Consider the following 12,734-nt stretch of genomic DNA (forward strand, 5'->3'; position numbering starts at 1 on the left):
CTATTAAATAGAACGGATGCACCTGAACTACCGTCATCTGCACTATTTTCAGGCCGTCGCGCGGGAAGGAAACCTGACCCACGCGGCGGCGCGGCTGAACCTGTCGCAATCCGCATTATCGACCCAGATCCGGCAACTGGAGGAGCGGTTCGGGCACGCGCTGTTCGAACGCACCAGCCGGGCAATGGTCCTGACAGAGGCAGGGCGGATTGCGCTGGACCATGCCGAGCGCATCTTCGACGTCGGCGAAGACCTTGTCGCCACGATGACCGGGACCGGTCGGGTGAAGGCGCCCTTGCGCGTCGGGGCCCTGTCGACCCTGTCGCGGAATTTCCAGTTGCAGTTCCTGCGCCCGGTTCTGTCCGATGCCGGGGCAGAACTGGTCCTGTCGTCCGGCAACAGCCAGCGGCTGCTGCGCGCGCTGGAGGATCTGGCGCTTGATGTCGTCCTGCTGACGGACCCGCCGCCGCGCGACTCCTTTCCCCACCTTGTGGCACATCGCATCGACGAACAGCCCGTAGCGATCCATGGAACCGCGCGTCGGCTTGGTCACGGGACCCTGGCAGAGCTTCTGGCCGCGGAACCGGTGATCCTGCCGACCGAAAGCTCGATCCGCACGGGATTTGACAGCCTTGTTGCCCGCCTTGGCGTCACGCCCCGGATCGCGGCAGTGGTCGATGACATGGCGATGGTCCGGCTGTTGGCCCGTGACGACGTTGGGCTGGCCATAACCCCCGCCGTTGTCCTGGCTGACGAACTGGCGCATGGCCTGTTGACCAGCGCCCCGTTTGAACTCGACATCGTCGAGAGTTTTTACGCGGTCACGGCGCCACGCACCTTTCCGCATCCGCTTGTCGGGCGATTGATCGCATCGGAGGGCCTCGCCGGGGATGGCTCATCGGGGTGAGGTCCCGGTGTTCGCGGGGGCAGAAAAAGTGGGTCCGATCCCGAACGATGGCGCTGGCGGCGCAGGGCCATGAACCTTTATCCATGCAACGTCAGCAGGGAAATTCCTCCGACCAGCACAAGGCTGAGCGCCCAGACCCTGTCCAGGTTGAACCAGCTTCGGGACAGCGCCTTGAGCCCCAGCCAGCGGTAGACGGCAAAGGCAAATGCACCGCCCGCAAGTGACATGGCGACCGTGTGCGCTAGGGAGACCAGCACGGCCACCCCCGTATTGCCGGCCATAAGGTCCGCCGCCGCGGCGTGGCCGGAATCGGTTTCCACCGTGCGGCAGATCCCGAGATAGATCGGCACCAGCATCAGGCCCGCACCATGCGCCAGAGCCGCGAGGAAGGACCATAGTACCAGCCGCGACGGGGGCACGCGGGCCAGGAACCTTGGGTGGCGGGGACTGATCAGCAGGTAGACGCCCAGGGCAATCACCACGCAGGCGGCGCCGATCTGGATTTCGCGCTGCCATTCGACAAGGAACATCAGCGCGCCAAAGGGCAGCAGGATCGCCAGGATGGCCAACACATGCCCCAGCGCCAAAGCGCCCAATGCCCGCCACAGGCTGCGCCGGCTGCGATCCATCAATGCGGCGGAGACGGCCAGCGGCCACCCCATCCCCGGATTTACCCCGTGGTACAGTCCAGACGCGACAACGGCCCCCCAGAGGGCCGTTGTGGTGGTCAGTCCGTCCATTCTCAGGCGGAGGGATAGCAGAAGCTGTCGGTCGAACAGTCCCCGCCTTCCAGGCGGATCTGGTGGCTGCGGTAACCTTCTGGGAACTGCACGTAGAAATCCTCGGCCAACGTCAGGCCGCCGTTTTCACCCACATGCGCCATGACCATCTGCCCGCCTTTCGCGTCGGGGTAGAACTGGTCGTCCCATGTGGAATAGAGCGAATTGGTCCAGTAGACCCGCTTGCCGTCGCGGCTGATCTCGACCATCTGCGGCCCGTAGGCAAAGGGCTTGCCGTTCGGATGCGCAGTGCCGCGCGCAATGCCGCCGATTTCGACCTTGCCGGCCAGCGTCGGGTTCATCGGGTCCGAGACGTCGTATTGGTGCATTTCGCCCAGGCCCCAGCAGGCGACATAGAGATACTTGTCGTCCAGGCTCAGGTCGATATCCGTCACGAGGGGCGGCACCGCCTCGAACCCTTGCAGCAGCGGGGGCAGGTTTTCCGCCTTTTCCGGGCGCGGGTCGATGGTGATGGTCTTTTTCGTCTCGAAGGTGCCGTCGTCCCTTTGCCACCAGGTGAAGATCGCGCCTTGCAGGTTTGTCGTGTCCACCACGACGCCGCAAAACCCGTAGTCCTTGGCCGGGTCATGGGCGGGCCGGATCTCGAGCGCCATCTGGTGGTTTTCGCCCAGATCGATGGTCTGCACGTTCTTGCGTTGCCGAAGGTTCCAGAAGTGGATCTGGTGCCCATACTTGTTCGACAGCAGGTCCTCTGCCACCAGCCCGTTCTCGAACTGCGGTGGCAGGCCCCATTCGCTGCTGACCATGTAGTCGCGCGGCAGGTTCCACCAGAAATCGTAGTGCTTTTCCTGCTTGCCGCGGTCCATCTCGTAGCGGCCCAGGATCTCGAAGGTTTCGCAATCCATGATGAAGATGCCCGGAGGGCCGTCGGTGCCATCCGCGCCACCGCCCCCAAGGGTGCTGACGTAAATACCTTCGGGGCCGCAGTGGATGGTGTGGGGCCGTGAATAACCGGTCTTGGCCAGCACCTCTTCGGGTTCGATGATCTTGTGGATCTTGGCCTTCAACGGCTCTTTCACGTCGATGACGTAGATGCGCGACGACCGGATGCCCGGGATGATGAGGTAGCGCCGTTCAAGGAACGCGTGGCCTGAGAGCGGCGACAGGGAGGAGGAACAGGCGTTCCAGCCGAAATGGTGAAATTCGTCGCCCTTGTTCGGCATGATCAGCTTGTGCACGATCTCGCCGTAGGTCTTGGATTTCGGGTCCACGTCCACCACCGCCAGGCCGTCGGGCTGGCTGCCGTCGGGCGACAGCATCAGCGTGAAGGCCAGCGTCTCGGCCGGCGCCTCCATCGCCAGCCTGGGGGTCGCGTGGAATGTCGGGTCCGGTCTCAAGTTCATGGTCTCTCCTCCCTTGGAAATTCTGGTCGTTATGCGCGTCCTCTGAATACAGGCCATCACTCTGCCATAAATTGCAGAGTCGCCGAAGAAATTTGCCGGGGTCCGTCGTCCGGCCCCGGCGGGAACTTGCCTTGTGCAGGGCGCCAACCGGCGCCTTGTCATCTCAGGCCGCGGCCAGCGACTTCTTAGGGTCGAAGAAAGGGCGTTCCACCACGGTGGCGACACTGGGGCCGGAGGGCAGGACGACCTCGACCTGCATCCCCAGGTGGGCATGTTCGATGGCGACCATCGCCAACGCGATGTTGCGGTCCAGCCGGGGCGAGTAGACCGCCGAGGTGACCTTGCCGATTTCTGCCCCGTCCTTGTTGACCTGCCAGAAGGTGGTGTTTGGTCCACGCAGCGGGTCGGCTTCGATGATCAGCCCGACCTGCATCCGCTTGACGCCTTCGTCACGGATGCGTTTCAGCGCGGCCTTGCCGATGAAATCCGCCTCCATGTCGAGATCGACCAGCCGGTCAAGACCCAGTTCAAACGGGTTGGTGTGGATGTCGGCATCGGCGTGATAGGACAGCATCCCGCCTTCGATACGCCGGATCGACGAGGTGTGTCCGGGTTTCAGCCCGAATTCCAGGCCGGCCGCCATGATCCGCTCCCACAGGGCGTCGCCCTTGCTGCCGTCGCGCAGGTACAGTTCGTAGCCCAGTTCGCTGGACCAGCCGGTGCGCGAGACGATCAGCGGGATGCCGTCGAGTTCCATTTCCCGCAGCCAGTAGTATTTCAGATCCATGATGCCGTCACCGAATAGGGCGCGCATGATCTCGCCCGACTTGGGGCCCTGCAACTGCAGAGGCGAGACATCGGGTTCGCAGATGTGCACGTCGAGACCGGAATTCACGGCAACGCCCTGCGCCCACAGCAGGATGTCGCTGTCCGCCAAGGAAATCCAGAATTGGTTTTCTGCCAGGCGCAGCAGGATCGGATCGTTCAGGATGCCGCCCTGCGCATTGGTGATGAGGACGTATTTGCACTGACCCACGGCCATCTTCGACAGGTCGCGCGGGGTCAGCATCTGGACAAATTGCGCGGCATCCGGGCCGGTGATTTCCACCTGCCGTTCCACGGCCACGTCACACAGGATCGCATCGTTCACGAGGTTCCAGAAGTTCTGTTCCGGATCGCCGAAGTCGCGTGGGATATACATATGATTGTAGACGGAGAAACCCTTTGCCCCCCAGCGCACGGTGGCGTCGAAATAGGGGGATTTGCGGATCTGCGTGCCAAAGCCGAACTCGTCTGCGTGCATAGCGTGCGTCCTTGTCTGTCTCCGGGCTGGCGGCCCGGAACACGGTTGATGATGACGCTTATCTAGGTGCGAAAGCCACCGGTCCGCAGACCAAATGACGGGCCGCGTCTGGTCTGTTCGGGCTTTATTTCCGCCCCCTGTCAGACCGTTTGGTCGCGCTGTTGGGGACGGGCCAGACTGGCGATGTTCGGGCGCCCGGTCTTGACCACGCGGGTCGCGATGTAGGTCATGTAGCGGTCGACCGCCAGTTCGGCGTCGTGCATGTCCTGGATCAACTCCTGGAAGGCGGCCAGCGTCGTGCAGACCGTCTTCATCACGTAGTCCATGCCGCCGCCTGTGGCGATGCACTCGGTGATTTCGTCATGGCGGGCAACCCAGGCCTCGAACCGGTCGAAATCGGACTTGCGATGGTGGGTCAGCGAGACGGTCACGATGACCTGCGTGACGTCGCACAGCCGGTCAAGCGCGATGTCCGCATGGTAGCCGCGGATGTATCCCGCCGCCTTGAGCCGGTCGAGCCGCGCCCAGCAGGGCGTAGGAGAGATGTTCACGATCTCTGACAGCCGTGTCTTGCTCAGCTGCCCATACTGCTGAACGGCACTCAGGATGCGAATATCCGTGGCATCAAGGCTCAGCTTTTTCACCGATGGGGCGCCCTCGCTCTTTCGAAACGGAACATGGCGTGGCGTCCGAACAGGGCGCCACGCCCACAATATAGTCGATTTCACGAGCTGCGGCCGCAATATTGCGACTTTTGCCGAACCGGTCGCGTCAGGCGATCTGAATGGCTCCGATCACAAGCTCTTCGAAGGCGGCTTCGTCGAGCATCTTGCTGTTCTCAATGAGTATATCAAGGTCGCCAAGTTGCAGGAGGCCATTCCCCGACGGTTGCATGGTGAAGGCATCGGCAAGCAGGGTCAGGGGATCCGCTGCCAAAGACAGTTCATCGAAACCGGCCAGAAGTATAAGGTCGTCCGCACGCAAATCGACGATCGTGTCCCTGGAACCGTCGCTCGTTCCGGCTTCGAAGACAAAACAATCCGCCCCGGAGCCGCCCGACAGGCTGTCGGCGCCAGATCCGCCGATCAGGGTGTCGTCTCCGGAGGTTCCGATGATCGTATCGTCCCCATCGCCTCCGTTCATGGAGTCGTTGCCGCTTTGGCCTTTGAGCAGGTCATCACCGGCAGAGCCGGTCATGGTGTCGTTGTCCTTGCCGCCAAAGAGGCTGTCTGCTCCCTCGCCGCCGTTGATCGAGTCATCGCCGTTGCCGCCGTAGATCACGTCCGCATCGTCACCGCCATCAAGGCTGTCGTCCCCCGTATCGCCGTACAGCCGATCCTCGCCCGCGCCACCTACCAGCAGGTCATTGTCTTTGCCGCCTTTCAGCAGGTCCGCGCCGTCGCCGCCTTGCAAGTTGTCGGCGTCATTACCGCCGGACAATTCATCCGCCCCGGCACCCCCCATCAGGAGATCCTCGCCAGAGTCACCGAAAAGGCTGTCGTCCGCCGCGTTTCCAAGAACCGTATCGTTGCCCGAGTTGCCAAAGACGGGCCCGGACGCGCCCCCCGCAAGCAGGATGACCGTGTCGTCGCCGCCCTTGGCATCGAGTTCCGTTTCCGTTGAAGACAAGAAGACGAAATCGTCTTCGGCAGTGAACAGGTCTCGGTCGTCGGCAATGCTTATTCCGTCCGAAGCAATCGAAACTTGGACCGGTTCATTGTGCAAATCGACGGTGCGCAGAAACAGGCTCGAAGGGTTGACCGCAATCGACGCGCCGATCTTGGAAATGCGATCCAGGAAGGATTGCGGAATCTCCTCCGGCGTGGGCAGCGCGTTACCTTGATCCTTTTTCCCGGGGCGGGTCGCGTCAAGCGAGCGCGCCCATTTCAGCAAGAGGGCTTCGGTTGGCGGGGCAAGATCGAGCTCGGGAATTGGTCCGCGTGCGACATTGCTCGCCGAACCGAGCGACTTCGCAAGATTCTTGGCGCCTTTGAGTGCTGGCATGGTCATTTACTCCGAATGAAATTGACTGCGCGGCTTTGCCTGACGGGCCGCAAGCCGGTTACCAGCCGATGCCCTGGCAGTTCGCGGGCTCGGTCTGTCCGGCGAACAGTCGAGCGACGTCGATGACCGGGACGAACACGTCCTGCGCCGCCTGGCGGTATTCCGGCAGGGCGTGGGTCACGATCACGGCGTCCGCGTCCTGAAGCGTGTCGCCGATGTTTTCGTGCAGAAGTTGCGGCAACTGCTGGCAGAGGTCCTGCAACCCCGGTTTCGTCGAGGCCGCGTGGCGCGCGCTTTCGGCGACATTGTCAGAGGTCACGAAGTGGTCATGAGCGCTGACGGCGATGCCCTTTGCCTGCAATTGGGCGATCACATCGAGGATCGGGCTTTCGCGCAGGTCATTGGTGCCAGGCTTGAAGGCAAGCCCGAGTACGGCCACCTTGCGCGGCCGCGCGGCAAGAAGCATGGCCACGGCCCGGTCGATCTGCGCCACGTTGGACTGGTCCAGGCTGCCGATCAACGGCAGGTCCACGTTGCGGGTCTGCGCCAGGTGGTTCATCGCCCGCACTTCCTTTGGCAGGCAGGAACCGCCGTAGGCAAAGCCCGGCTTGAGGTAATAGGGCGACAGGTTCAGCTTGGTGTCCTGGCAGAAAATGTCCATCACGTCGCGTCCGTCGATGTCCAGCGCCTTGGACAGGCGGCCGATCTCGTTGGCAAAGCAGACCTTGTTGGCGTGCCAGACATTGTCGACGTACTTGACCAGTTCGGCGGTTTCGATCTCGGTCACGATCGGCTTGGCGTCGACCGGCTCGAAGATGCGGGCCACGATCCCGACCGAGCGTTCGTCCGATGCGCCGATGACCGTCTTGGGGGGTGTTCGGAAGTCGTCCACCGCGACGCCCTCGCGCAGAAACTCGGGGACAAAGGCAATGCCGAAGTCCACGCCCGCCGCCTTGCGCGACGCCTGTTCGATCCGGCGCGCCATGACGTTCATCGTGGTGCCCGGGGGGACAGAGCACCGCAGGACAACAACGTGAAACGTCTCCTTGGCTGCGATCGCGGTACCGATCGTGTCGGCCACGCTTTCGATGTACCGCAAGTCACAGGAGCCATCCGGAGCGGTTGGCGTGCCGACGGAAACAAAGGTCGCATCGGTGTCGGCAACGGCGGCACAGAGGTCACTGGTGGCCGAGATCGCGGCGCGTTTGACACCTTCGGCAAGCAGTTCGTCGAGGCCCGCTTCGTGAATCGGCGACCGGCCTTCCATGATGTTCGCGAGCTTGAGCGGATCGACATCCACGCCAACGATCTGGTGGCCAAGCGATGCAAGGCATCCGGCGGTCACTGACCCGACATAGCCGAGGCCCACGACACTGATACGGGGTTTGGTGTCCGGCACCAGGTAGGGCTGGAACCCCTGCGATACGTCTGGCTGCACAGTCTCAGAAAGGGTGTCCAACATTTGTCATTGCCTCGATCTATGTTCCTTTGCATGTGAAAATTAACGTCGTTTATGTCCGAAATTGGACGCCATTAAGAATATGTTAAGATTTGCTTGAATTCGATAAGGTGCAGATTTTATGTGGTTTTTTGCTTGGCGTGCCAGTTTTTGCCCTATCCGGCGGGGCGGCTGGCTCGTTGCGGAATTGGAAAGGCAGGCGCAGCCATCTGGCGTCGCATCAGGCCACGGGTTTGGCCCGAACAGTCAGAAAGGCTGAAACACTGCGCCCGAGCCCATGACCCAGGACACCGCCTGAACGAAGACAAGGACAATCGTGACGAACTGGAACATCGCGATGGCCGACTTGGCCCGGTAGGCAAGGCTGACTTCGTGCTGCGCCCTCTGGCCACCCCGGTTGGCCCAGCGCTGCTTGTGCGGAAAGAAGATCATGAACGACTTTACCGAGGCGTTCAAAAGCTGGTTGACGTACAGCAGGAAAGGCCAGGTCATGTCAGGCCGCTTGGCGTAGCGGAAGAGGAACAGGCTGAGCACCAGGCGGGACACCAGCACCCAGGACAGCGCGATCCAGACATACCCCGGGTCAAAGATCAGCGAGAGCAGGATCAGGGTGGGGCTGACCAGCATGGTCCAGATCGCAAGACGCTGATCCAGAACGCACCACCAGATGAACCAACCGACTTTCTTCGGTCCCAACTGCAGCGCGCGTGCGCCGTTGCGCAGCATGTTGCCCGACCAGCGGCGCAGGTTCTGAACCATCCGGTCGCGGCCGCTGCCCTTGATGACTTCGACGGTATAGACGCAGACGTCCGGCACATAGAGCATCTTTGCCCCACGTCCGAGCAGGTAATACCAGGTGCTCTTGTCATCGCCCGAGAGAAAGCGGAAACGCCCCCACAGCCAATGGTCGAGAAAATCCGCCTCGATGGTCCGGACAAAGCGCAGGTTGCAGATCTGCCGCGCCCGGAACATGCTCATCCGGCCGGTCAGGGTCAGGACCTTGTCGCTCATGGCATGGCTTTGCATGGCCAGGCGACGTTGCGCGAAACGCATGTTCAACCAGCGGCACAGCCAGGCCGGTCCGTAGGTGATGGCCTCTTCGTCGGTGGTCAGGGCCTCAAGCTTGTCGTCCGCGCCGAACATGGCGCAGCACCGGGCCAGGACGCCAGGCCCCAGAATGGCATCGCCATCCATGAACAGGATCAGGTCGTCATCGTCAGGAGCCGTGCGAATGATGGCGCGCATCACCAGACCGATGGCCATTCGCTTGCCGGGCTGGTTTTGGCGGATGAATGCGACTTCGGCGTCAAGATCGGCGCCATGCTCCCAGACGACCTCTTCGATGATGCGTTCGTCATGTCGCGCGCCGCTGCCGACCCAAATGGTCGCGGGAACGCCGATTTCGCTTATCTGATCCAGAAGCGCCTTCATTACATGGCGCGTGATGGCCTCTTCTTCGTAGTAGGTGGTCATCTGGATATGCAGGTGGCGCGGTCGCCAGCCGTCGTGCCAGACCTTGTCGCACTGCCGGCGTATGCTCGGGAACTTGACCTCTTCGTAGCGACGGGCACGCTGGGCGTGGTTGAACCACCAGCCGTAGCGCCAAATCCCCAGAAGCCCCAATGCCCATGTGACGTGGTGGTGTTCCACGTCGTAGAGAAACCCCGGGATCATGACGATCGCACACAGGATGAGCAGCACCATGCCTGCCAGGGCCAGCATGTCGCGAAGCCGCCATTTTCTTCCGGTCACAGGGGCCTGATGAACCCGCATGCGCTCGGCGATGTCGGCATGGGGGTCCGTGGGAAGCCAGTCGGTTTCGGGCATCAGTCGCTCTGCGTCTCTGCCACGGCCGGCGCGAAACTCAGCGCTTGATAGATGGGAAGGACCACAGGCTTGTAAGCGAAGAACGCGAACATCGCGTAGATCGCGACGGCGGTCAGGATCCGTGTCGGGCGCGGCAACGCGCGGCGTGTCTCGGCCGCTACCTCCTTCGGCGTTTGCTCCATCGAGATCTTTTCGACCGGCGCATCCATCGAAAGGATCATGCGGTCCATCGTCATGGCCCGGCCCGTTACGATCTGACGGTAGAAATTCGTGAGGACTTCCAACTCGCGCTGGCCGATGGCCGAGAACCGAAAGCAATCTGTTTCCGGGTCAAAAGCCAATTCGACCTGCATGGTGATACCGAAGCCCTGGAACGGGATGGTGAGCGTGGCCGTGCCGCTTGCACGAGGCGTTGCTTGTGGCCGAGAGACATGCTCCAACGACCAAGACTCCGCCCAAAAATGACCGGCACCTTCGAGGTCAACCAGTAGCGGCGCCTGGATAGTATAGCTGAGATCCGGCAAGGCCGGTTCGTACCTGACTTTCATCGGACAAATCCTCAATTGCCCATAAAATGCCGGTCGAATATGGTTAAAATTTGGCTGGTTGGCGGCAATATTCGCCGCAGGGCTTCAGTGGTGCGGGCGTTCCCGGACTGCCATCATGCGATGAGATTTGCTTGCGCAGTGGCGCGGGTCTGTATGTTTCTCGAACGATGTTATCCGAACGCGGCCAGCACTCTAGCCCGTATCTGTCAGCAGCAGGCGCTGGCCCTTTCGTTTCGCCTTGCCGCGGCCTCAGTCGGCGCCGTGGGCAAAGTCTGATGCGGTTACGCGGCTTTTCTGGATCAGGACCAACGCAACCGCGATGCCCACGCCGATCGCATCGGTGATCCAGCCGCCGGCGATCATCGTCAGCCCGCCTGCTCCCAAGGCCGCGCGCACGGCCGGGTTCGCATGTCCGAAGAACCAGCCCTGCACCGCGCAGGACAGCAGGTAGACGCCGATCAGGGCGGTGACCGCGATGTGGGCAATCTCGAACCAGTTGCCGTCCAGCAGCATCGCCGGAGAGTAGAAGAACATGTAAGGCACCACAAAGGCGGCGAGGCCGATCTTGAAGCTTTCCACGGATGTTCGGATCGGGTCCGACCCGGCCAGAGCCGAGCCCGCATAGGCGGCCAGCGCCACCGGCGGCGTGATGGCCGACATCACCGCGAAATAGAAGATGAACAGATGCGCCGTCAGCGGTGCCACGCCAAGGTTGATGACGCCCGGCGCGATGACCGAGGCCGCCACCGCATAGGCCGCCGTCGTGGGCATGCCCATGCCGAGGATGATCGATACGACCATGGCAAAGAACAGCGCGAGGATCTGGCTTTGGTCGGCCAGCGCCAGCAGCACCGTCGAAAAGCGCGAGCCGATGCCCGTCAGCGCGATGACCCCCACGATGATGCCCGCCGTGGCGCAGACCGCCACCAGTTGCAGAACCATCCGCGCACCGTTGTCCAGCGCCTGGAACAGCTGGCGCGGTCCCATGCGGTGGGGCGTCAACCAGGAAACGACGGCGGCGGTGATCATCGCCAACGTGCCGCAGCGGATCACGGAATAGCCCGCAAACAGCGCGTAGATCAGAACGACGATGGGCAGGAACAGGTAGATCTGCTTTGCCAGCTTGGCGAGCTTGGGCAGTTGATTACGCGGCAGGCCCTTCATGTTCGCCTTCTTCGCGGCCAGATCGACCATGAAATAGACCGAGACGAAGTAGATCACAGCCGGGATGATCGCGGCATAGACGATCTCCATGTAGGAAATGCCGGTGATCTCGGCCATGATGAAGGCGCCCGCACCCATGATCGGCGGCATGATCTGCCCGCCGGTCGAGGCGGCGGCCTCAACCGCGGCAGAGGTCTGGTTGCGATAGCCCACCTTCTTCATCATCGGGATGGTGAGCGAGCCGGTCGCCACCACATTGCCCGCCGAAGTGCCGTTGATCATGCCCATCAGGCCCGAGGCAAAGATCGCCACCTTGGCTGGTCCGCCGCGCCGGTGCCCGGCGGCGGCAAAGGCGAGGTTGACGAAATACTCGCCCACACGGGTGGTCTGCAGAAAGGCCGCGAAGACGACGAACAGGATGATGTAGGTCGACGAGATCGCGATCGGGGCGCCAAGAACGCCATTGTCGGTGAAGATGTAGGAGAAGAAACGCTTAACGTCATAGCCGCGGTGCTCGAAGATGCCCGGCAGCCAAGGCCCGGCGAAAGCGTAGGCGACAAAGACGCCGGCGATGATGACCAGCGCAAGACCTGCCAGGCGGCGCGTCAGTTCGATGATCAGCAGAACGCCGGTGATAGCCGACCACATGTCACCCGGCAGCGCCATGGGCATCCCGGCCCGCAACTGCAATTGCCGGGCGAAAAAGATCAGGTAGGCGGTAAAGGCGACGGCAGCCAGACCCAGAAGCACGTCACCCGGCGCGAACTGCATCCGTCCGCGATGAGGAAATACCCAGCCATGCACGATGGCCAGCGCGGTGCCCGCGGTCAGCGGAATGCCGAAGGTGGACATCGCCCATTGCGGCGGCAGGCGCTCGCCAAGCACGGTCCCGTTGATCCAGACCGCCCCGACCCCGAACAGCCCGTAGACGATACCTGCCCCTGCAAGCCCAAGCAGCGCCTTTGAGAGCAGGCTGTCGCGATGGGTCGCATCGGTGTCCTCTGCGAAAGCCTTCGAGCCGAACAGCAGGAAGCCCAGCAGCAGGCCTCCACCAACGTGGGTCAGCCGGTAGGCCCATGTCTCCAGCGGGTAGACGTTCATGACCAAGAGGTGAAACACCGTGTAGGCCACGCACATCAGCGCGATCACCATGTTTCGGGTGCCGGTGAACAGCCTCTGGTTTGCGGCGACGGGGTCGTTGTCGACATTGGCCCTGGCCAGTTCCTGCTCGATTGCGGACTTGCCGTCCTCTTCGGCCGGGGTCGGGCCGTGCTGCTGCGCGTTGCTCATGGTCCGGATCGCTCGTGAGAATGGGAACAGAACAGGCGGCGACCGGGGATCGCCGCCTGAGAAAAGTCATGCCGTCGTCGTGGAAAGCG

The 12,734-nt window shown here is 62.3% G+C and carries 10 protein-coding genes; 1 reads left to right on the forward strand and 9 read right to left on the reverse strand.

Annotation, left to right across the window (positions count from 1 at the left end; genetic code table 11):
- The first annotated feature begins 16 nt into the window (after positions 1–16).
- Positions 17–907, forward strand: coding sequence for a LysR family transcriptional regulator (locus ACQY5B_RS01835; protein WP_420326641.1), 891 nt, complete (start codon positions 17–19; stop codon positions 905–907).
- Between the two features lie 77 nt (positions 908–984).
- Here the strand turns inward: ACQY5B_RS01835 and ACQY5B_RS01840 are convergent, their stop codons facing one another.
- The 9 genes from ACQY5B_RS01840 to ACQY5B_RS01880 form a co-directional block, all read right to left on the reverse strand.
- Positions 985–1,647 (reverse strand): hypothetical protein, encoded by a 663-nt coding sequence (locus ACQY5B_RS01840; protein WP_420326640.1) that lies wholly within the window; start codon positions 1,645–1,647, stop codon positions 985–987.
- Positions 1,648–1,649: 2 nt separating this feature from the next.
- A complete protein-coding gene (locus ACQY5B_RS01845) occupies positions 1,650–3,050 on the reverse strand; it encodes a selenium-binding protein SBP56-related protein (RefSeq protein WP_420326639.1) in 1,401 nt (466 codons plus the stop codon).
- A gap of 163 nt (positions 3,051–3,213) precedes the next feature.
- Entirely contained in the window at positions 3,214–4,353 is a 1,140-nt protein-coding gene (locus ACQY5B_RS01850; RefSeq protein WP_420326637.1) for a glycine cleavage T C-terminal barrel domain-containing protein, read from the reverse strand.
- A gap of 140 nt (positions 4,354–4,493) precedes the next feature.
- Positions 4,494–4,997 carry an Lrp/AsnC family transcriptional regulator gene (locus ACQY5B_RS01855; protein WP_420326635.1) on the reverse strand — a complete coding sequence of 168 codons (504 nt, stop codon included), beginning with the start codon at positions 4,995–4,997 and terminating at the stop codon, positions 4,494–4,496.
- Positions 4,998–5,124: 127 nt separating this feature from the next.
- Positions 5,125–6,363: a calcium-binding protein gene (locus tag ACQY5B_RS01860; RefSeq protein ID WP_420326633.1), complete on the reverse strand. Its 1,239-nt coding sequence runs from the start codon at positions 6,361–6,363 to the stop codon at positions 5,125–5,127.
- Positions 6,364–6,415: 52 nt separating this feature from the next.
- Positions 6,416–7,795: a nucleotide sugar dehydrogenase gene (locus ACQY5B_RS01865; RefSeq protein WP_421917727.1), complete on the reverse strand. Its 1,380-nt coding sequence runs from the start codon at positions 7,793–7,795 to the stop codon at positions 6,416–6,418.
- Between the two features lie 267 nt (positions 7,796–8,062).
- A complete protein-coding gene (locus tag ACQY5B_RS01870) occupies positions 8,063–9,538 on the reverse strand; it encodes a glycosyltransferase (protein WP_420326629.1) in 1,476 nt (491 codons plus the stop codon).
- Positions 9,539–9,642: 104 nt separating this feature from the next.
- Positions 9,643–10,191 (reverse strand): hypothetical protein, encoded by a 549-nt coding sequence (locus ACQY5B_RS01875; protein ID WP_305967815.1) that lies wholly within the window; start codon positions 10,189–10,191, stop codon positions 9,643–9,645.
- 249 nt (positions 10,192–10,440) lie between these two features.
- Complete coding sequence (locus ACQY5B_RS01880) at positions 10,441–12,645, reverse strand: TRAP transporter permease (protein WP_420326626.1); 2,205 nt, start codon at positions 12,643–12,645, stop codon at positions 10,441–10,443.
- Positions 12,646–12,734 lie beyond the last annotated feature (89 nt).

It is taken from the genome of Antarctobacter sp. (assembly GCF_965277915.1).
Lineage (GTDB): Bacteria > Pseudomonadota > Alphaproteobacteria > Rhodobacterales > Rhodobacteraceae > Antarctobacter.